The organism is Bacteroides sp. AM44-19 (assembly GCF_003603395.1).
In the GTDB taxonomy this organism is placed as follows: Bacteria; Bacteroidota; Bacteroidia; order Bacteroidales; family Bacteroidaceae; genus Bacteroides; species Bacteroides uniformis.
Genome location: NZ_QTNB01000001.1, coordinates 373,397 through 394,799, shown reverse-complemented (window position 1 = coordinate 394,799; position 21,403 = coordinate 373,397). Strand labels below are relative to the sequence as shown.

The window sequence follows — 21,403 nt, the reverse complement described above, 5'->3', positions numbered from 1 at the left end:
ATTTTTATGAATTGATGCTACATATTTAAGATAAATTCGGGGAGTGAATTCAAAAAAGTGCTATATTTGCTTGCATGAAACTGGAAATATCAGATTGGAACATGATTCCTTATGCCGGAGCATGGAGCCGGCAGACGGAATGGTTTGACGCACTTGTACATGCCAAGCAGGCAGGAGAGTGCTATGTCAATCATATTGTGCTCTGCGAGCATCCCCATGTCTATACATTGGGGCGTAGCGGAAAAGAAAGGAATATGCTGCTGGGAGAAGAACAACTGCGCAGGATAGGGGCTACGCTCTATCATATTGACCGTGGCGGAGACATTACGTATCATGGTCCGGGACAGTTGGTCTGCTATCCTATTCTGAACCTTGACGACTTTTCTTTGGGGTTGAAGGAATATGTGCATCTGCTGGAAGAGGCGGTAATCCGTGTTTGTGCTTCGTTTGGCATCGCGGCCGGACGTCTGGAGAAGGCAACGGGCGTATGGCTGGAGGGCGATACTCCCCGTGCCCGTAAGATTTGTGCCATCGGCGTGCGCAGCAGCCATTTTGTCACCATGCATGGATTGGCACTGAATGTGAATACCGATTTACGTTATTTCAGCTATATCAATCCCTGCGGATTCATAGACAAGGGTGTCACTTCTTTGCAGAAAGAGCTGGGACACGAGGTGTCGATGGAGGAGGTGAAGGAGCGTCTTTGCAAGGAGCTGGTAAATCTTTTGTCATGAACTATCTGGCACATATATTCCTTTCCGGTTCGAACAGAAAAGTACAGTTGGGCAATTTTGTAGGCGATGCCGTAAAGGGAAGCTCCTATAAGAATTATCCGCCGGATATAGCCAAGGGTATTCAGCTTCACCGCGCTATTGACGACTATACCGACCATCATCCGGCAGTTTGCGAGGTGGTGCATAGGCTTCAACCTGAATTCGGACGGTATTCGGGGGTATTGCTGGATATTTGTTTCGATTATTTGCTGGCTTCCCGTTTCGAGTCGTTCTCCGGAGGCTCCTTGAGGAAGTATACCCGGAATTTTTATCTTTCCCTCCTTATCAATTACCGCTATCTTCCGCTACGGTTCAAACGTTTTATCTGGCATTTTATCCTGACCGACCGTTTGCGGAAATACGCCACTCTGAACGGAATAAGAGAGTCTTTGAACATCATGGTGGAATATCATCATATTGATATATCCGTAGATAAGGCAATTCGATACCTTGAAGAGCACGATGAGGAACTGTTTGCTGTGTTCCAGCCATTTTTTATTGAATTGCAGAGGTTTTGCGCTGAATATCAGCATAATTATAAGTCACAATTTTAAGGACGAAGAAGGAATGAATATCGTGTCGGCAAGGAATTAATATCCTGCCGACACGATATTTGTTTTTTGTATCACACGTTATTGATTTCCTGCATGACATGTTATTGATAGCTTGTGCCCTGTGGAATCAGCTTCCCGTACTCCGCTTCTCTCTTGCCAGTACCGAGATGATGTACCCTCCCTTGCTGTTCACCTTGCTCCAGTTCGTCCCATTGAATATTTTCCAGACGTAGTTTCCCAGCCTGCCGTAGTCCGATAACTTCAGAATCTTCCTGATTTCCTCCCGGTCGGTGATGTAGAGCTTTTCCAGATTCAGCATGAGGCATTCCAGGTTGTGCGTATTCCTGTTGTAGGCATATCCGGGAATGTCTAAATCAGGATTTCCCTGCGCTCCTCCGCTTTCCCCGGGGGGAGTAAGAGGGGGAAGTGCTCTACTTTCTTTTGCTTTGCTTTCTTTTACTTTGCTTTCTTTGCTTTGTTTGGAATTGCATGCATTTTCGGGGAAAATGTCTGCATCCTGCGTGCAATTTTCCCGTTTTTGCGTACAAGTCTTGTCCTTGTCCGGCTTGTCCTCTTCCGTCTCTACCAGCAGATAGGGCAAGGTGGTGAGGTCTCTTTTCCTCCGTTTGGTGGCTTCCAGCCATACCTTCTGTATTTCGGTAGAGGTCAGCACCCCTTGTTCCTTATAGGTTTTGGGGTCGAAAAAGACTTTCTCCACCAGGATGTCCACGACTCCCTGCATCTCCTGTTCATTGATGTCCCTTCCTGCCTTGTTGGTGAACAGTGTGCATTGCTCCGCGTTCCATTTCAGGTAATATCCGTTTTCCTTATGTATCTTGCACAGCAGTTTCATTACCGCTGCGGTTCCTTTCAGTCCGAACTTGGCTTCCACCAGTTCCACTGCTATCTCTTCGAATAGATTTACTTTGAGGGGGAAATATAGCATTCCCCCATACATCATGGCCATTGTTTTTAGTGTTTAATGATTGGTGATTAATGGTTAGCATATGGGGCTCCATTCGAGGAAGTTCTCCAGCTGGAAGGTTTTCCATGCCTGCAGTTCCACGTCCCAGAAGGCTATGGTGCTTGTCACTCTTGTGATGTCATAATCTCTTCTGAAGTCTGCCTTGTAGGGCAGTAAGGTGGCTTTCGCCAGCCTAAATGTCCCGTCCTGCTTGTGGTAGGCTATGAGTGCGTGTCCGTATTGCATGTGGTCTATCAGGCTTTCTATCCGTTGGGTCATCCATGTGGCGCATGTTTCCGTATAGTTCTTTTCCAGCATGATACGTATTTTCCATAGGTTTCTCAGTGCCTCGTGAAGTGGGGCGTTCTTTGTCGACTTTCTCATCTTGTTGTCTTTAAAATTAATAATTGTATTAGTTTGGCAGGAGGTACGCTTATATATAAAAAAGATGCCGCATTCGTTGAGAAAGCGGCATCTATAGGCGGTGTGGCTTCATCCTTACCAAAGTGGCGGCAAAGATAAGTGGTTTATTCCTTAAGTTGTTTATATTTAATTATTGTCAATAAGTTTCGTGGTTTCTGCCCTTTTTTGTTTTATTCCCTATATCTCTCCTGCTACCTTCATTTCCCGCCACACTTCACCGAACTCTTGTATTATAGTGTTTTCTGACAGTCTTTTATAGTCTGGCGTTCTGAAGTCGAAATGTGAGTATGCCCATTGTGCCAATGCCTTGTTGCTTGTCGGCTTTTCTTCTATAAAGTATCTTGATTTTTTCCATAGGATGATGTCTTTAATGACTTCTTTCCTATATTGTGGCAATATTCCCATAACCTCCCCGCTTGAGGGACGTCCTACTCCTGCTTTAGGAGCTGATATGCCGTGCTTTACATTCGTTTCTAGGGGGGCTCTTTTTGTTTTTTTTCCTTACTTTGGAGTGTCTCTTTTGCCTTCATTTTTCTAATGTTTTTGGGTTAATAATTAAAATTACTGTAGTTTGTAAAATAAATGCAAAGGTATATCAAGTTTTTTGTTTTTGTGGAGTAAGGATGGAGATAAAAAGCTGGGTTTTATCTTTATGATGGGTTAATGCGTTGATATATAAATGGAAATGACTTTGACTTGGAAGTGTTTTTTAAACGTTCGTTTAATGGACGCAAAGATAAGACTGTTTTTTATATCCTCAAAATGTTTAATAAAAATATTTTGGAAAGCCCATCATATTCCAGTTTAATATACAGTAATTCAGTGTATTAAGTATCTTATTTAATATTTAAAATTTCCATTCCCTTTTATTAACTTATTCCCTATTTCATTTCCTGAAATTTGACGTTCAAAAAACGAACGTTTAAAAAACGCTTTTTGTTTGTAATCCGTTCGTTTATAGTCTCTTACCAAAAGGTAATGACGAACTGCAAAAAAACTGTTGGCAAGAAGGGCACAATGCTTGCTGTATTTTACATAGGGTGCTCGCAAATGATTGGATACCAGGTATATACCGAGGGTTCAAAGCCCCAGAGGAACACTCTTTTGTGAACAAAACAACGAAAATGGAAACGGATAACGAGGTTGAAGTCTGGCATGCCATGCGTGCCACATACCGCAGAGAGCTTGATGCGGTGCATCTTCTCGAGAAGGAGAGCCTCGGCTGTTTTGTCCCCATGCAATATAAGGTAAGTATCCGTAAGGGTAAGAAAGTCCGTACTTTGGTTCCCGTCATCCGTAATCTGGTTTTTGTCCATGCACGTCCTTCCGACGTACAGCGTGTTAAGTCTCAAATTACTTATTTGCAATATATAACCGATACCCGCAGTGGTCAGAAGATAATTATTCCCGACCATGAGATGCAGCGCTTCATCGCCGTTGCCGGAACCTATAACGACCATTTGCTTTATTTCCAGCCCGAAGAGTTGAATCTGTCGAAGGGAACTAGAGTCCGTATTACGGGTGGTGACTTTGCAGGTCAGGAGGGTATTTTTCTGAAAGTAAAGGGGGCACGTGACCGCCGTGTGGTTATAGAGATACAAGGTGTCATTGCTCTTGCCATGGCCACTATCCATCCGGACCTTATAGAAGTGATCAAATAACGATCACTATGTAGGATGTGGCGAAGTATCTTTTTTCCTCTTTAGAATCTAAAATCATAAATCTGAAATAATATGTCTCTTTTAGAAGAAGCACTCCTCCTTCAGCGTGCTGCGCACGATCTGATGTATTTGGGTATGGACGGGAGTCCTATTTATAGTGATGACTTGTCGCGTCGTAATGGTGAAGTTTATCGTTTGACTACAACTTTATATAATTCCGGCACTTGGGGCACTACAGTGGAGGAACAAGCCAATGTATGTCTCGCTCTTTTAATGGGTTACAGTGCCTCGTTTGTCGACCACGGTGAGAAACAGCAGCATGTGCAGGAGGTTCTGAACCGTTGTTGGGATATTCTGGATACTCTTCCCGCATCTTTGCTGAAGCTCCGTCTGCTCACTGCTTGTTATGGAGAGGTTTTCGATGAGCCTTTGGCAGATGAAGCTCACTCCATCATTGCCTCTTGGAATGCTGCATTGCTGACCGCCGAACAGCAGGAAGCTGTTGATGAGTTTCAGAATGTGATGGAGAATCCTTATCCGTGGGAGGAAGTGAAAGACTAAGCGTCTCGCAATGTTCCCATTTGATGACCATTCGTAAGCACTCAAATTAGAGCTCAAAAATGAAATACCTATCTTCGCTGCGAACTAAAATTTCCGAATTATGTATAGTAGCGAAGATCTTGAAAGATTTTATTTTCAGTACCAAACGGAGGCCGTCCCTCATGGTGTGTCTCTTCAGTCATTCTGTTCAACGCATAACGTTCCTTACAACCTTTTTCATAAATGGTACAAGGATACCCGCAGAAAAATAGTAGAAGTTCAGGTGGATGGTGTTCCCCCGGTTCCGCCCTCGGATTCCGTTCCGTCTTCTCCTTCAGTGGAAAACCCGGTCAAGAAGGACATTCCTTCCCCGCAGGCAGGGAACAATCACCGGAATCCGTGCCAAGGGGCGCGTGTGCTTCCCGTGCGTATATGCTTGGATCTAACCTTGAGCAATGGTCTGCATATCCTCCAAAAAGATCTGGATTATCCTGGTCTGTACCGTCTGATTCAAAAGCTGGAGGTGCTATGTTGAGTGTGACCGGCATGAACCGCTTCTATTACCTGCGTGGCTTTACTGACATGCGTTGTAAGCATTCCCGTGTTCTGTCCGTCATCCGTGAACAGTTGCACCGTGAGCCCTCAGACGGTGACATTTATATCGTGATGTCTAAAGACCGGCGTATCGTTCGGCTGTTCGCCTATGATCACCGTTCCTATAGTCTTTTCGAGAAAAAGTTTGTTTCGGGCTATCAGTTTATGCGTATAATCAAAGACGACGAAGGTAACGAGGTCGCCTACCGGATAGACTGGAAGGACGTGGTCCTCCTGTTGGAGAATCCCGTGATTAAATCGTTAAAAATAAGATAATTATGTTCCGTATTTATATGGTTATATCAAATTTTTTCCGTATATTTGATGTACAAAAAGCAGGATATGGATACGGACGAATTACGACAGTTTATAGTTCAGAAACGCGAGCTTCTGGCGCGTGAGACCTTCTCGCGTCGTGCTTTTAACCGCTGTGAGAATATGTCCGATGAGATGAAAAACCGCTATGTGGAATACCTTATCGAGCGTCTGGAGAACGCGGAACTGGATAACCGCGCGATGAAACTGGTGTTGGAGGACCTGACTAAAGAGTTATCCCGTTCCAACCGGATGCTGGAAAAATTGAATGAGCTGCAATCCCTTCTTGAGGAAGAACGCGAATCGCGTAAATCCCTGGAACGTGAGAATACAAAGCTGAAGGAACAACTCAAATCTGCCCGCAGGTAGCGTTTCGGTTCGAAGAGACAGTCCGTAAAGAAGGATGATTCCGGTAGTGATGATGATCCTGTTGACCGTGAGAATGAGAAAGATGGCTTTGACGGTACGGACGAATCGTTGGATACCCGTTCCATACCGGAGTCGGAAACACAGGAATCCCACCCCTCCTCTCCGAATCCGAGGGATCTCTCCAACCGTCCGGAAACCTATCGTACCATGGGCGTGAACGGAACTCCTGTCAGGTACTTGTCGGATCTCTCCAAGGTTCCCGGGCGTATCCTTGACCGCAAGCTGGTGAGGACCTTCCGTCTTGACATCTGTCTTGTGGAAGAACAGTTCGAGATGGTACAGTACGTGGAGAAGGGCCGCAAGCCGCGCTGGGGGTATTTCCCCAAGGAAGGACACCCGCAGGTGGTAACTCGGTTTGACGGTACCAAGATAACTCCTGGGTTCCTGCAGGCCATCGCCTATGAGGTATACGTGAAGAACGTGACCTTCGGCCTGCTGCACCAATGGCTTGGGGATATGGGAATGACCGTCTCGGAGAATACCTTGCGCAACTGGCTGAAGAAAGGCAGGAAATACCTCGACCGTATGGTGGTGGAACTGAAGAGGATCGCGCTGGAGAAGGATGCCGTTGTCAATTGTGACGAGACCTGGTGCAAGGTCCGTAAATATGACCGTTACAAGAAATGCTACATGTGGGTCCTGGTGAACAAGGCTGAACGTATGGTTATCTTCTTCTACGAGGACGGTTCCCGTGGGCGTGACGTGCTGACGAACTTTTTAGGTGATGCCGGGTTGAAAGCTCTTATGTCTGACGGTTATAACGCTTATGTCTTTATCGGTGACGAACTGAAAACCCACAGGTATAAGGATACAGACCATCAGGTCTGTCTGGCGCACGTGCGGGCGAAGTTCGTGAAGGCCCGGATGGAAGGAGGCGACAAGAGGGCGGATGTTTTCCTTGACAATATCAACCGTCTCTTCCGTTTTGAAAGGGAGTATGACAGGGAGATGATTACGGATGAGGAGCGTACCCGGCGACGGCAGGGTTTGCCGACCCTGGAGGCGATGATAAACCTGCGGGCAAACCTGCTGCAGGAGTTGAAAAGTGAGGGGGAGCATACAAGTTGTTATATGCGTGAGGCCCTTAATTATCTCCATAAGTTTTGGAAGGAGGCTTTCACTTATATCAAGGACGGGCGTTATCCGATCTCTAACAATCTTGCAGAACGTGCTGTCCGTCCCTTTACGACCAAACGGAAGAACTCGCTGCACTTCGGCAGCGACGAGGGGGCTGAGATTGCCGCCGTATACCATAGCATAATCAGCACGGTGAAGCTGCAAGGCAGGTCCACGTGGGATTATCTTGGCAAATTTTTTACCGGAATTTTTAACGGTTGCAGAGATTTTTTGAGTCTTGCACCGCAAAATATAGACTTGGCTGTATGCCAATAGTTAAAAATCAATCGAATTTAATAGCAATTTTTTGTGAGGCACCCATTCTGGTGCCTTATAAAAAGGATATGCTCTAAATTGAGTATTAACACCACTTATGGAAAAGAACTCTTTAATGCGTTTGTATCGTGTGATGCACTATTTGTATAAAAAGAAAATACCGTTTTTCCCAGGATTTATATCTCGTTTAATTCGAGTTATTTATTCTTGTGAACTGCCTCCTAGTGTACAAATAGGAAGGAATACTTTGTTTGTCCATAATGGCTTGGGATGTGTGATTCATCAAGATGCTATAATTGGAGATAATTGTAAGATATATCAGAATGTTTCAATAGCAGGTAGAAATAATAGAGGGGTTCCTGTTATAAAAGATAATGTTATGATTGGGTGTGGGGCATGTGTCTTAGGAGGTGTTATTGTTGAGGATGATAGTATGGTTGGTGCTAATGCTGTGGTTATTCATGATGTGCCTATTGGATGTACTGTGGTTGGTGTTCCAGCTATGGTAGTAAATAAATGAAAAGGAGAAATAGATTTGTTAAATGAATAAGGATTTTTTGGTATTATATACGCCATTTCCTATATGGGAAAAATATATGGGGAATAACAATGTGGACATTTGTGCTCCCTATAAAAATATGGGAATAATTACTCGAATATTGAAAAAGGTATTAAAGAGTTTGGGTATATTGGATAATAAATTGATAGCTATCTTTTTAGGAAATTGGAAAAAGAAATTAAATACATATAAATGCGTAATTATTTTTGCTTACAATCATGATTATTCATATGGAGTAATCAAATATGTATGTAAAAAAATGATGCATGGTAAAGTTATAGTTTGGTATTGGAATCCTGTTATTGCTGCGAAAAACTCAATTTTGCCCTCTGTTTTGTGGAAAATGGGATGTCAGTTATGGTCTTTTGATAAGGCAGATTGTGAACGCTGGAATATGCAATATAATACAGCTTTCTATTTAAAGGAATTGGTTCCTGAAAAGATTGGGAGAAAAGAGTATGATGTATTGTTCTGTGGTCAAAATAAGGGAAGAGGAGCGTTGTTGAATACCTTACGTGAGAAATTCATATCTCTAAATATGAATGTATTGTTTTATGTAGTTGACGAAACATTGCCTAAATCGCAGCGACTTCCTTATTTGGAATATGAAATATACTTGGATTATGTAAGTAAGTCAAATATTTTATTGGATATAGCCCAACCAGGACAAAGCGGTTATACTTTAAGGGTAATGGAAGCATTTTTTTTCGGAAAGAAATTAATTACAAATCAAAAGTCAGTGAAAGAAGCGGATTTTTATGATCCGAATAATATATTTATTATTGATATGGATTCATGGGATGAATTGGATGCTTTTTTGCAAAAGGATATTGTTCCTTTATCTTCGAGCATAGTGGAAAAGTATACATATCAATCTTGGCTAAGACGTTTTGGAAAATGAGAGAATTGATTCTGAATTTTTTTTCATATAGTTTTGCCGTTGCTTTAGAGCGGCTATGCTCTTTTCTTTTAATCCCGTTATATGCTTCAACTTTTACTGTTGCTGAGTTTGGGGTAATTGACATTGTACAAACGACAATTGGTGTTGTGTTGATATTTGCCTTTTTGCAATTGGAGACATCGTTACAAAGATATTATTATGAATATGAGAGTAAAGAGAGAAAAATTTTTGCTTTTACTATATTTTCTGTCATACTTTTATTGGTGCTATTGCTTGTTTTGTTGGTATGTATTTATGCGGAAACATTAAGTGTTTTATTGTGTGAAAATACTCAGTATGCATATGCTTTCAGAATAGCTGCGATACAAATGCCTTTTTCAGCACTTTCAACATTGTCTTTAATTCTATTAAGGTTTGAAAATAAGGTCTTTTTATTTGCAACTTCCGTGATTATAAAATCCATATTGTTGATAGCTTTGATGTTTGTCTTTTTGAGATTTTCAGGTATGGGCTTGCAAGGTTTTTTCATGTCTCAACTCTTGGCTGTTTTTTTCTCTTCTGTATTATCCTTGATTTTTATTCGCAAATTGTTAGCGTTCTCTTTTTCAAAAACAGCTTTTCTGAAGTCTTTACGATATGCAATTCCACAGTTCCCAGCACGTGTAGGAGTTTCTATAAACTCTTCTTCTAATCGTTTCTTTATATTAGGATACTTGGATACATATACTTTAGGAATTTTTTCAATGGCATTGAAGTTCGGGTCGATTATGCAACTGTTTCAACAAACTTTTATGATGGCTTGGAATCAATTCTTATTTAAGATTCTGCAAAAGGAAAATCATAAAAAGATGATACAAAGTATGTTGGATTTATTATCCCCGCCATTGTTCTTTTTAGTATCATGTATTACCGTTTTTTCACAAGATTTGATAAAGGTTATGGCTGATGATAAATATTTGGACTCGTCTAAATATGTAGGTATGTTAGGATTGAGCATCTCTTTTCTGGTATTGACAGAGATAGTAAATGTAGGGCCTAAAATTGTGCAGAAAACTCAATATATTTCGATTAATTTTTTTATGTCATTGATTGTTAATATAGTAACTTTGTTTTTGGGAGTTCGATTTTTTGCTTTGCCAGGAGTTGCCTTTTCAATGTTTTTAGCAAATGCTGTTTTATGTGCCATTAGTTTGATAACTACAGAATATTTATATAGAGTGGATTTTCATTGGAGGTTATTATTGTTTACTTTAATGCCGGTTTTAGCATTATCTTTATATGTAATGCTTGGAGGGGATCTTACATTGGGGATGAAATGGATATGTGTATTTACTTTATTATTGTTATATATACCGTTTTTTATGAGTGCATATACTCGATATAAGAAGATTATGCTATGATTTATTTCTTCGTATTAACTCTAACCCTTTATTTTGTATTCCGTTATGATATCTGCAAAAAAAAGAAAGGGCTTGTTCTGTCTTATAAGTTATTGCTTATACTGGCAGTTTTGATAATGGGATGTCGTTATGTGGTAGGGGGAGATACTGTGCGATATATTCGATATTTCGATTTTTATCCGAAACTGGGGGATGAAATGAATCTCTTTTCTTACGTGTTTTTTGATCCTGGTTGGTTACTTTTAAATTCTATTATTAAAACGGTTTATGATGATTTTATATTTTTTCAATTTGTACATGCTGTCCTTTTGAATGGCTTTGTATTCTTTTTTATTTGGAAGAAAACGAAATATCGTTTTACAGTAGTGCTTTTTTATTTTTTATATCAATATTTATATTTTAATACAGAAATTCTACGTGAATCATTGGCTGTCATTTGTTTCCTTTTTGCATCAGATTATTATATTGATAAGAAATGGAGTAAGTACTATTTGGTTGTATCAATAGCATTTTTATTCCATTCTTCTGCTTTTATATTGTTTCTTTATCCTTTTTGTCGGTATATCCGTTTCTCTTATCTGAATATATTTTTAATGTTGGTGGGAAATATATTGCTATGGGGGTATCTGAACGATATATTTTCTTATTTATTTGTCAATCCTCTTATTGCTCAGAAGTTTGAATATTATCAAGGTTTGGGCATGAACATTAATGGGAAAATATTACGGTTTGTTGAGTATGTATTATTTCCATTTATTTTAGTTTATTACAATAGAAAGAAGTTGCTTGGCAAAATAGATAAATATGACCCCATTTATATGCTTTATTTTTTCATTGCTACAACAATGGTTGCCAATACTGCTATTGCGGGACGTATGATAAATTATATCGTTTTTTATATGTTACTTTATTATGTTGATGCTTTATACCGTTTACGCTTGCCGCAAAACTTATTGGCTTTTGTCTTTTTTTTCACCCTTCCTATATTGCCTAATGCCAATTATTATGCAGGAGATTTGTCTTATGTGAGAAGTGGATTGAAATTTTATCATCGTTGGTATCCATATACTGATATATTTCATCGTTTTGACAAAAATCAGAAAAACATAGTGGAGCAGCGTATAGAAGATGCGGATAGGGCTATGGAGTTAGAAACATCTTTTCGGAAATAATATTTAGTAAATTTAGATGAAATGAAAATTGCTTTTGTTTTTGATTCTATGTTTTATGGAGGCATTCAGCGCGTGGGGATAGATTATATCCATTTATTAAAATCACGTGGCTATGAAGTGGATGTTTATATTCTGAATCCTAAAAAAACGGATGAAATAGTCAATGAATTGCCTGAAGATTGTGAAATAAAAAATATGCCGTTGCCTTTGGCACTTTGCCCTGAAGCGTATTGGAGGGTTGCCAAGCAATATTGGTGGGGGAAATATGCTTTTCCTATAATCTTTTTATTGTTGAGGATTATTTTGTTTGGTTATAAATGCATCATAACACCTCGAAGAAAATATGATGTGGCGATTGCTTTCTCTGGTCATTTGAATGATCTGTCTTTTGTTGCATATGACTTTCTGAAAGCGAAAAAGAAGTGTTGTTGGTTGCATGGGGGGCTTTATTCTTATATGGTAATTGTACCAGGTTTTGAAAGGTTATATATGAAAATAAAGAATCTGGTGGTGTTGACCGATGTTTGTCAAAAAGAGGTCTTGTTTTTCAATAAGTTCCTTCATCTGAATATTGAAAAAATTTATAATCCTTCTTTTATAAGACAGAAACCTTTGAATGAACAGAAGATAAGTGAATTGAGAGATAAATATGGTGATTTTGTATTGATGGTAGCAAGGTTATCTCCTCAAAAAAACCATAAAAGCCTCATCAAGGCCATGGCATATATTAGAGAAAAATACCATTATTCGTGTAATTTGTTGATGGTAGGTGAAGGGGAACTTGAAGAGGAACTTAAAATTTTTGCTGTAGAGAATGGAATGGCAGATGTTTGCTTTTTCGAGGGTAACCAGCCAGAACCTCAGAATTATTATGCAGCAGCACATTTGTTCGCTTTTTCCAGTTTTTCAGAAGGATTACCTACCGTATTGATTGAAGCGGGTAGTTTTGGACTTCCATTAGTGTCATCGGACACATCGGTACGTGAGATATTGGGTAATAGTGAGTATGGGCTTGTTTCTCCTATTGATGATTTCGAGGCATTGGGAGAAAATATATATCGCATACTTTCCGATAAAGAAATGTATCGAAAATATTCAGATTTGGCATTGGAGAAAAGTAAACAGTTTGTTCCGGAAGTGATATTAGAAAGAGTGGAAGCCTTTTTACTGAATCTATATTAATATAAAATGTAGTGTTAATGAAAGATTACAAAATAGTATCGTGCGCTAGCTTTGGAAGTTCAGGGTCGGGTGTAGTGACCGATTATTTATCAGAATTTGAGAATATTAATAATTTCGGTGATTTTGAGTTTAGATTTCTTCAAGATTTTGGTGGAGTAACTTCGTTGGAAGATACATTGGTGAATAGTTATCATCGATTGAATTCTGATATTGCTATTCAGAATTTCATCAATTATGTGGAATGGCAAGCGGGCGATATTTTTAATAAGAGATATGAACAATTTTTCCATGGGCAATTTAAAAAAATATCTTATGATTTCCTATCGAAACTGTTGGATGTAACATGGGATGGTTTTTGGGGAGAATATTTGGTGATGGCGCCTCGATGGAAGTCTTATCTTTTATATAAAATCTATCCTCATTTCATGAGATTATTAGGTGGAAACCGTAAGTATATTGCGCACTATATTCCGCATCGAGATATGTATTTTTCTTCTCCAACAAAAGTATATTTCTGTGAATGTGTGAAATGGTATCTCACAGCATTGTGTGAAGTAATAGATCCGTCTAATAAATATGATTATATTTATTTTGATCAATTGCTACCGCCTACTGGCATAAACCGTTATTTCGATTATTTTGAAAAGATGAAAGCAATAGTGGTTGATCGTGATCCTCGTGATTATTATTTGGAAAATGTTGTGCGCTGGGGTGAGGGTTGGGTACCTAAGGATGTAAATAAATTTGTGGTGTTATATCGTAAACAGCGTGAACAAATCAATCGAGAAAAAGATTCGGAAAATGTATTGAGAATTCGTTTCGAAGACGCTATTTATCATTACGATGAATTTTCAAAGCGTGTAAATCATTTTTTGAATCTTGATGAGAAACTGCATAGTAAAGATCCCAAGTTCATGCCTTCAAGATCGATTAACAATACAATGCTTTGGAAGAAATCTATGTATGTTAAGGAACTTGAGAAAATAAAATTTATAGAATCAGAATTGGAAGAGTATTTATATCCTTTCGAATAGTTATGAATGAACCATTAGTGAGTGTAATTGTCACAACACACAACCGTGAGGATAATGTGATAAGAGCCGTTAATTCTGTTATAAACCAATCTTATCGAAATATAGAGATTATCGTGGTGGATGACCATTCTTCTGATGATACTGCAAAAAAAATCGGGCAGTTGATAGAGAAGAATGATAATCTTTTTTATTATGCATTGCCAGATCCTAATCGGGGAGCTTGTGCTGCTCGTAATTATGGAATAAGCCAAGCTCATGGAATGTATATTGCAGGGTTGGATGATGATGATGAATTTGTGCCGGAGAGAATTGAGAAAATGATGGCTGCGATGTCGGATGAGGTGGCTTTTGTATGTTCTGCCGGGGTAATTTGTGATGAGAAAAATAGAAAGAAGATTGTTCGCTATTTTTTTAAAGATCGGTGTTTCTCTCTATATGATTTGTTGTGGTGTAATGTGGTGGGAAATCAAGTTTTGGTAAAAAAAGAATTGATACTTCAAGCAAATGGTTTTGATGTAGAGATGCCTTGTAATCAAGATTGGGATATGTGGACACGTTTGCTTAAAGTTAAACCAAAGGCTATATATCTGACGGATATTCTTCAGATTATACATGTGGATAAAGAAGCTCCTTCTATTACGAAATTGGCAAATAGGAAACTGGGACTTTATAAATTCTATTGTAAAAATGGTGAGAATATGACATTTTGGCAAAAGCATTTCTTCCGTTATAGAGAATATCGGTTTGGATTGAGAAATTTTTCTTTTTGGATGTTTTTTTCTTGTATAAGGTATTTTTTTTATAAAATAATGTAATTATGAATATAGCAGTTGTAGGCACAGGCTATGTAGGATTGGTTTCCGGTACATGTTTTGCGGAAATGGGTGTTCGGGTAACATGTATTGATGTTGATATAGATAAAATAGAAAAGTTGAAGAATGGTGAGATGCCCATTTATGAACCTGGATTAGAAGAGTTGGTACGACGTAATGTAGAATATGGACGTCTGAACTTCTCGACAAATTTATCAGATGTCATTGATGAGGCGGCAGTTGTTTTTTCAGCAGTGGGAACGCCACCTGACGAAGATGGTTCTGCTGATTTGCAATATGTATTGGCGGTAGCTCGTGAATTTGGAAGGAATATTAATAAATACACTATACTTGTAACAAAGTCCACAGTTCCTGTAGGCACTGCTCAAAAAGTAAAAATGGCTATTCAAGGAGAATTGGACAAGCGAGGTTTGCAAATTCCATTTGATGTAGCAAGTAATCCGGAATTTTTGAAAGAGGGTGCTGCCATTAAGGATTTTATGAGTCCGGATCGCATAGTTATTGGAATAGAAAGTAAGCGGGCGGAAGAGATCTTGACTAAGCTTTATAAACCCTTTCTGCTTCAGAATTTTCGGGTGATTTTTATGGATATTCCCAGTGCAGAAATGACTAAATATGCAGCCAATGCAATGCTTGCAACACGCATTTCATTTATGAATGATATTGCAAACCTTTGTGAAAGGGTAGGGGCTGATGTGGATAGTGTGCGTAAAGGAATTGGAGCAGATGCCCGTATTGGACAAAAATTTCTTTATGCAGGTTGTGGATATGGTGGAAGTTGTTTCCCAAAAGATGTTAAAGCATTGATACATACAGGTGTTGAGAATGGTTACCACATGGAAATAATTGAAGCTGTAGAACGAGTTAATGAGAAGCAGAAGAGTATCGTATATGAAAAACTTGTAGCTTTAATATCCGCTGAAGATTCCTTGAAACAGGCTTCTGAAAGTTGTTTGAAAGGAAAGACTATTGCACTTTTAGGTCTTGCGTTTAAACCGGAAACTGATGATATGCGGGAAGCACCGGCATTGGTCGTGATTGATAAATTATTGAAAATCGGAGCTCAAGTTAGAGTATTTGATCCCATTGCCATGGATGAATGTAAACGCAGAATAGGTGATTCAGTGACTTATACTTCTAATATTTATGATTGTGCGGACGGAGCAGATGCATTATTATTAATGACAGAATGGAGACAGTTCCGTTTACCTGCTTGGAATGTTATTGATAAAGTGATGAAGGGGAAAGTGATTGTGGATGGTCGAAATATTTGGAATAGAGTTGATATAGAGAAAATGGGATATAAATATACCAAAATAGGGGAGAAATAATATTTCTTTTTTAGAGCCTGTTTGGATATATGCCGTCTATGTAGAGTATTGCAATTATGAAAATGTTAATCATTTGTTTTTTAAGTGCTTAAAATAGGCTGACATATATATTTAAGTAAGCACTCAAATTAGGGCTTCAAAATGCTATCTATATCTTTGTAGGAAATAAAATCTAACACTTATGTATATAGCGAAGCTCTTGAAAGATTTTATTTTCAGTACCAAACTGAGGCCGTCCCTCATGGAATGTTTCTTCACTCATTCTGTTCAAAGAATAACGTCTCTTACAACATTTTTATAAATGGTATAAGGGTACCTGCAGAAAAATAGTGGAAGTTCAGGTAAAGAGTGTTCCCTTTGGATTATTTTGGCGTTTTTTTTACTGGAATTGTTCTAAATAGAGTCTTGACAGATAATATCGTAATAAATGAAAAGGCAATGCGAAGCAAAAAAACTTATTCTATTGAACGACCACTTAGTAATCAGGAAATATTGAAAATAATATAATTAGTGATAAATATTTACAGTAGAAATGAGAAAGTTTTTTCTTACATTATCATTGCTAACAATTTCGATTGCTTCTTTCGCACAGGAAGTCGTGTACGTTCATGATACAGTCTATATCGCACAGGTTGTTGTTAAGGAAACCGTATCAACTCCAGTAGCAAAGGCTGGGCTTCCTGCAAGGAACAACTGGAGCGCAAAGCTAAAGGCTTCGAACTTCCACTTGGGCCTTGATCTTCAGACCAAGTATATGTGGAGAGGTATGGAGATGATTCCTGAGGAGTCTGCACCTGTGCTTTTCCCTTGTGTGAACTATAGTTGGAATGGTCTTTATGTATACGCCATGGGTGGTTATGCTTTTAATGGTAAATATGCAGAGGTTGACCTTGGTTTGAGCTATACTTGGAAGGGCTTGACCGTTGCCTTCAACGACTATTATTACCCTACTATTGGAAGTAAGGGCGATGAGTACTTTGGCGGTAAGCACAATGGTCACTGGTTAGAGGCTTGCATCACCTATACTCCTGAGAGAGTACCTCTTTGGATTACTGCCAGTAATTTTTTTGCAGGCGATGATGACAAATACGAGGATGCCGATGGCAATCTGAAGCAGGCATACTCTACCTATCTGGAGATTGGTACTTATTACGATTTCCTCAATAACAACCGCATCTCGCTGGCTGTTGGTATGACACCAACTAGGTCTTGTTACACCAATTACGAAAAGAAATTCGCAGTCTGCAACATCGACCTGAAATATACTTATAATGTAAACTTCAAAAATGGATGGACGCTTCCTCTGAGTGCAGAGTATATCTACAATCCGGTTTTTGATAAGCCATACATCAACTTCATTGCAAATATCTCATTCTAATGACAAAACGTAATGCCATCATTATGGCTGCGGGTACTTCATCGCGCTTTGTACCACTCTCTGTTGAACGTCCAAAAGGATTGCTGGAGGTGAAAGGTGAGGTGCTCATTGAGCGCCAGATTTGTCAGTTGAAAGAGGCTGGCATTGAAGACATCACTCTCGTTGTGGGGTATAAGGCAGAAATGTTTGCCTATCTCAAGAAGAAGTATGGCGTCAGCATTGTGTGCAACGAAGATTATGCTTGTTACAACAATACTTCGTCAGTAATACGTGTAATCGAAAAACTGGATAATACGTTCGTGTGTAGTTCAGATAACTATTTCCCAGATAATGTATTCGTAAAGGAATCGGCTGAAAGTTATTATTCTGCTCTCTATGCAGAAGGCGAAACTGGTGAATATTGTCTGACCACCAATGACAACGGTCAGATTACCGAAGTAAAGATTGGCGGTCGTGATGCTTGGTATATGGTAGGGCATGTGTTTTTCAATCATGAGTTCTCGGAGGCTTTCCGTAAGATTATGATTGAGGAATACAAGAACGAAGAAACCAAGCAAGGCTATTGGGAGGATGTCTATATCCGTTATATAGACCAACTGCCAAAGATGAGAATCAACCGCTATAAGGAAGGGGAGATTCTTGAGTTTGATTCGCTTGACGAATTGCGCCAGTTTGACGAAAGCTATAAAGATGATACATGTTCGTCGGTAGTTAAGCAGATTTGCCAACAGCTTGAGGTGAAAGAGGCAGATGTTTATGCCTTTAAGAATATCAGGCACAAGGGCGACTACCTGCACTTCCGGTTTATGGTAGGTGAAATCCCATACGAATACAATTCCGAAAAAGGTGTAGAGATTAAGAGAATATGAAAACTGCCGTAATACTTGCAGCCAGACGTGAGAAGGATTCTGAAATACCCTATCCTCTGATGCCGTTTGCCGAAGGTCTTTGCTTGCTTGACAGAACTTTGGGAATCCTTCGCGACCTCCATTTCAGTAATATTGTGTTAGTGGTGGGCTACAAAGCTGAAATGTTCCAGAAATATGCAGCTGAAGATGTAAAACTCATCAAAAATGAGGACTATGAGTTTACGGCATCTATGGGTTCGCTGGCATTGGCAAAAGATGATATCCAAGAGGATTTTCTGCTTATAGAAAGCGATACTTTCTATGGCAGAAGAGTTCTGGAGGAACTCGCTGCCAGAACCGAAGGCAATTGTCTCTCAATGACTGAGGAAAGTGGTTCGGGCGACGAGTGCTTTATGGAAACAAAGAATGGTTTTGCTACCAAGATAACAAAAGATCGCCATCGTGTGTGCCATTTTGAGGGTGAGATGATAGGTGTGAGCCGTATCAGCCTGGACACTTATAAGCATCTGATTGAAGCCTGGGAGCATGCCAGCAATCCGTATCTTAACTATGAGTATCTGCTGATGGATGTGACCGATCCGCTTGATCGTCCTGTCATAATGTTCAAGAATCTCATTTGGGGCGATGTGGATTGTGAAGAGGATTTTAAGAAGTTACAGAACGATATTTATCCTCGTCTCAGAAGACGCGAAGATCCGTTTGATTACGATAACCTGATGATGCATCTGCAGAGCATCTTCTCAGGAGAAGATGTCAGCAAGGTTGAAATCATACAGATTGGCGGTATGAGCAATAAGAACTTCCGAGTGAATTTCGAAGGTAAGAGTTATGTACTTCGTGTTCCAGGAAATGGTTCGGAGGGAATGGTGGAGCGTGCTAACGAAGAATTTAATGCCATCGAAGCCTGCAAGATGGGTGTGACTCCGGAGATTCGCTATTTCAATGCAAAGACCGGAATTAAACTGGCAGACTTTGTAGAGAATGCTGAAACCCTCAATGCCGCTACTATCCAGCGTCATGACAATATGAAGAAGATAGCCAAGATTTATCAGACGGTTCATGGTTCGCATATTCGGCTGAAGAACGAGTTCAATATTTTTCAGGAGATAGAAAAGTACGACCTGTTGATACAAAAGGCAGAGGCTATAATGTATGAAGGATGGGAGGAGGTTCGTCCGCAGGTGATGGCACTTGAAGGCTATTTAAATGAATTGGGTGTAGAACTTTGCCCATGTCACAATGATGCTCTCTACGAGAACTTCATCAAGGCAATGGATGGAACAATCTACCTCATTGATTGGGAGTACTCAGGTATGAACGACCCGATGGCAGATTTTGCAGCTCTATTTATAGAAGCAGACTTTACGAAAGAAAATCAGGATTACATTCTTGACAAGTATTTTAACGGAAATGTACCGAAGAATTCCTTTAAAAAGATTCTCTGTTATATGATTCTTTGGGATTACCTCTGGGCACAATGGACAATCATCAAGGAGGCAAAGGGAGATAACTTTGGGACCTACGGATACGACCGTTACAATCGCGCGATAAGGAACTTAAAGAACATCAAAAGATAGTATACAGATGGAAGTCAAAAATAGAAAAATTGATTGGAGCACGATGCTAATCCCCTTTGCTATAGTTATAGCATTGATGGCAGTATTTATGATAGTGCCCGATAAGTCAAAATCAGTAGTCGATATAATGAGGGGATTTTTGGGTGATACCATCGGACTCTATTATTCTATACTTGCTATTGGTAGTGTGGCTTGTGCACTCTATGTAGCTCTTAAGCCAAAGTATGGAAACATCAGATTTGGAAATCTAAACAAGCCTGCTTACAGTAACTTCAAGTGGGGTACAATGATCTTCACTTCCACTATGGCAGCCGACATCATGTTTTACTCACTTATTGAGTGGGCACTCTATGGCGCAGAAACTCATGTAGTAGAAAAGGGCTCTATGCAGATGTGGGCTCCTACTTTCACTTTATTTCATTGGGGACCTTTGGCTTGGGGCTTTTATGTGATTCTTGCTGTTTGTTTTGGCTTCATGATGCATGTTCGCAAGCGTGAACGACAGCGTTTCTCAGAGGCTTGCCGTCCGCTCCTTGGCGATAAAGTGGATGGTATCTGGGGTAAGATGATTGATGTGATTGCCATCTTTGCTGTGGTATGTGCTACTGCTACTACCTTCTCGTTGGCAACTCCTCTGCTTACCAAAGCTATGGGTTCGGTATTCGGTTTTGAGGTCAATACAGCCATCACCATCTGTGTGCTTCTGCTTATCTGCTCTATCTACACGATTACCGTACTCTTCGGTGTGACTGGTATCAGCAAACTTGCAGGCATCTGTTCATATCTGTTTTTCGGTATCTTGTTTTACTTCCTTTTCTTGGGTGGTGAAACTCGTTATATCGTTGAAACAGGCTTCCAATCATTGGGCAACCTCATTCAGAACTTCATCGGTCTCTCTACTTATATGGATCCTCTTCGTGAAAACGGTTTTGCTCAGAACTGGACTGTCTATTATTGGGCATACTGGCTTGTTTGGTGTGTGGCAACTCCTTTCTTCATCGCTTTGATTTCAAAGGGTCGTACTATCCGCAACACGGTCTTCGGTTCGTTTGGTTGGGGGCTCGCAGGAACCTACATGTCGTTTATTATTCTTGGTAACTACGGGCTTGCTCAGCAAATGAAGTATGGTCTTAATGTGACTGGCTTCATTAGCAATGGTGGTGAGATGTACGATGCCATTCTGATGATTTTTGACACGCTCCCTCTTCCTGCAGTTGCCTTGATATTGCTTGTGATTACTATGATTGCTTTCTATAGTACTACACTTGATGGCATCACATATGTCACTTCATCTTACAGTTACAAACAGATTGCTGCCGATGAAGAACCTTCACGCAAGATTCGTGGATTTTGGGCGCTTTTGCTCATTTTTCTTCCTATCGGTCTTCTCTTTGCTGAGAATTCCCTCTATAGTCTTCAGGGCGTAACCATTATTGCGGCTTTCCCTGTAGGGATTCTTCTCACAATGATTGTTATTAGCTTCTTCAAGGATTGTAGAAAGTGGCAAGAAGGTAAGTAAAAA

At 39.8% G+C, this 21,403-nt stretch carries 21 protein-coding genes and 2 pseudogenes; 20 read left to right on the top strand and 3 right to left on the bottom strand.

Annotated features, from left to right (window positions below; genetic code table 11):
* Positions 1 to 62: 62 nt before the first annotated feature.
* Positions 63 to 734 (top strand): lipoyl(octanoyl) transferase LipB, encoded by a 672-nt coding sequence (gene lipB / locus DW947_RS01845; RefSeq protein ID WP_227186948.1) that lies wholly within the window; start codon positions 63 to 65, stop codon positions 732 to 734.
* On the top strand, positions 731 to 1,327 hold the full coding sequence (locus tag DW947_RS01840) for an ACP phosphodiesterase (protein WP_009036910.1): 597 nt from the start codon (positions 731 to 733) through the stop codon (positions 1,325 to 1,327). The genes lipB and DW947_RS01840 overlap by 4 nt, the downstream gene beginning before the upstream one ends.
* A gap of 127 nt (positions 1,328 to 1,454) precedes the next feature.
* Here DW947_RS01840 and DW947_RS01835 read toward each other — a convergent pair whose 3' ends face one another.
* The 3 genes from DW947_RS01835 to DW947_RS21495 all read right to left on the bottom strand — a co-directional run bounded on the left by DW947_RS01835 (position 1,455) and on the right by DW947_RS21495 (position 3,119).
* A complete protein-coding gene (locus DW947_RS01835; protein WP_034528720.1) occupies positions 1,455 to 2,294 on the bottom strand; it encodes a DUF4373 domain-containing protein in 840 nt (279 codons plus the stop codon).
* 33 nt (positions 2,295 to 2,327) lie between these two features.
* Entirely contained in the window at positions 2,328 to 2,675 is a 348-nt protein-coding gene (locus tag DW947_RS01830) for an SH3 beta-barrel fold-containing protein (RefSeq protein ID WP_009036912.1), read from the bottom strand.
* Positions 2,676 to 2,891: 216 nt separating this feature from the next.
* Positions 2,892 to 3,119: a hypothetical protein gene (locus DW947_RS21495; RefSeq protein ID WP_034528723.1), complete on the bottom strand. Its 228-nt coding sequence runs from the start codon at positions 3,117 to 3,119 to the stop codon at positions 2,892 to 2,894.
* Positions 3,120 to 3,838: 719 nt separating this feature from the next.
* Here DW947_RS21495 and DW947_RS01825 point away from each other — a divergent pair.
* The 18 genes and pseudogenes from DW947_RS01825 (at position 3,839) to DW947_RS01745 (ending at position 21,400) form a co-directional block, all read left to right on the top strand.
* Positions 3,839 to 4,375, top strand: a complete 537-nt coding sequence (locus DW947_RS01825; RefSeq protein WP_009036914.1) for a UpxY family transcription antiterminator — start codon at positions 3,839 to 3,841, stop codon at positions 4,373 to 4,375.
* Positions 4,376 to 4,447: 72 nt separating this feature from the next.
* On the top strand, positions 4,448 to 4,936 hold the full coding sequence (locus tag DW947_RS01820) for a UpxZ family transcription anti-terminator antagonist (protein WP_005828187.1): 489 nt from the start codon (positions 4,448 to 4,450) through the stop codon (positions 4,934 to 4,936).
* Positions 4,937 to 5,036: 100 nt separating this feature from the next.
* Positions 5,037 to 5,450, top strand: a complete 414-nt coding sequence (locus tag DW947_RS21785) for a hypothetical protein (protein ID WP_009036915.1) — start codon at positions 5,037 to 5,039, stop codon at positions 5,448 to 5,450.
* On the top strand, positions 5,444 to 5,785 hold the full coding sequence (gene tnpB / locus DW947_RS21490; RefSeq protein ID WP_009036916.1) for an IS66 family insertion sequence element accessory protein TnpB: 342 nt from the start codon (positions 5,444 to 5,446) through the stop codon (positions 5,783 to 5,785). The genes DW947_RS21785 and tnpB overlap by 7 nt, the downstream gene beginning before the upstream one ends.
* 66 nt (positions 5,786 to 5,851) lie before the next feature.
* Positions 5,852 to 7,645 (top strand): annotated as a pseudogene (tnpC, locus tag DW947_RS01805) (IS66 family transposase).
* A gap of 97 nt (positions 7,646 to 7,742) precedes the next feature.
* Positions 7,743 to 8,165, top strand: a complete 423-nt coding sequence (locus DW947_RS01800) for a serine O-acetyltransferase (protein WP_009036919.1) — start codon at positions 7,743 to 7,745, stop codon at positions 8,163 to 8,165.
* Positions 8,166 to 8,187: 22 nt separating this feature from the next.
* On the top strand, positions 8,188 to 9,105 hold the full coding sequence (locus DW947_RS01795) for a hypothetical protein (protein WP_009036920.1): 918 nt from the start codon (positions 8,188 to 8,190) through the stop codon (positions 9,103 to 9,105).
* Positions 9,102 to 10,505: a lipopolysaccharide biosynthesis protein gene (locus tag DW947_RS01790; protein ID WP_009036921.1), complete on the top strand. Its 1,404-nt coding sequence runs from the start codon at positions 9,102 to 9,104 to the stop codon at positions 10,503 to 10,505. The genes DW947_RS01795 and DW947_RS01790 overlap by 4 nt, the downstream gene beginning before the upstream one ends.
* Entirely contained in the window at positions 10,502 to 11,677 is a 1,176-nt protein-coding gene (locus DW947_RS01785) for an EpsG family protein (RefSeq protein WP_009036922.1), read from the top strand. The genes DW947_RS01790 and DW947_RS01785 overlap by 4 nt, the downstream gene beginning before the upstream one ends.
* A 21-nt stretch (positions 11,678 to 11,698) precedes the next feature.
* Entirely contained in the window at positions 11,699 to 12,859 is a 1,161-nt protein-coding gene (locus tag DW947_RS01780) for a glycosyltransferase (RefSeq protein WP_034528727.1), read from the top strand.
* 17 nt (positions 12,860 to 12,876) lie between these two features.
* Positions 12,877 to 13,893 carry a hypothetical protein gene (locus tag DW947_RS01775; RefSeq protein ID WP_009036924.1) on the top strand — a complete coding sequence of 339 codons (1,017 nt, stop codon included), beginning with the start codon at positions 12,877 to 12,879 and terminating at the stop codon, positions 13,891 to 13,893.
* 2 nt (positions 13,894 to 13,895) lie between these two features.
* Positions 13,896 to 14,708: a glycosyltransferase family 2 protein gene (locus DW947_RS01770; protein ID WP_009036925.1), complete on the top strand. Its 813-nt coding sequence runs from the start codon at positions 13,896 to 13,898 to the stop codon at positions 14,706 to 14,708.
* Between the two features lie 2 nt (positions 14,709 to 14,710).
* Positions 14,711 to 16,057 carry a UDP-glucose dehydrogenase family protein gene (locus DW947_RS01765; RefSeq protein ID WP_009036926.1) on the top strand — a complete coding sequence of 449 codons (1,347 nt, stop codon included), beginning with the start codon at positions 14,711 to 14,713 and terminating at the stop codon, positions 16,055 to 16,057.
* A gap of 165 nt (positions 16,058 to 16,222) precedes the next feature.
* A pseudogene (locus DW947_RS22080) lies at positions 16,223 to 16,413 on the top strand (hypothetical protein); the annotation flags it as partial.
* Positions 16,414 to 16,589: 176 nt separating this feature from the next.
* A complete protein-coding gene (locus tag DW947_RS01760; RefSeq protein ID WP_133303531.1) occupies positions 16,590 to 17,435 on the top strand; it encodes a hypothetical protein in 846 nt (281 codons plus the stop codon).
* Complete coding sequence (locus DW947_RS01755; protein ID WP_009036928.1) at positions 17,435 to 18,304, top strand: NTP transferase domain-containing protein; 870 nt, start codon at positions 17,435 to 17,437, stop codon at positions 18,302 to 18,304. Before DW947_RS01760 ends, DW947_RS01755 begins: the two co-directional genes overlap by 1 nt.
* Positions 18,301 to 19,881, top strand: a complete 1,581-nt coding sequence (locus DW947_RS01750; RefSeq protein WP_009036929.1) for a phosphotransferase — start codon at positions 18,301 to 18,303, stop codon at positions 19,879 to 19,881. Before DW947_RS01755 ends, DW947_RS01750 begins: the two co-directional genes overlap by 4 nt.
* A gap of 7 nt (positions 19,882 to 19,888) precedes the next feature.
* Complete coding sequence (locus DW947_RS01745) at positions 19,889 to 21,400, top strand: BCCT family transporter (RefSeq protein ID WP_009036930.1); 1,512 nt, start codon at positions 19,889 to 19,891, stop codon at positions 21,398 to 21,400.
* Positions 21,401 to 21,403 lie beyond the last annotated feature (3 nt).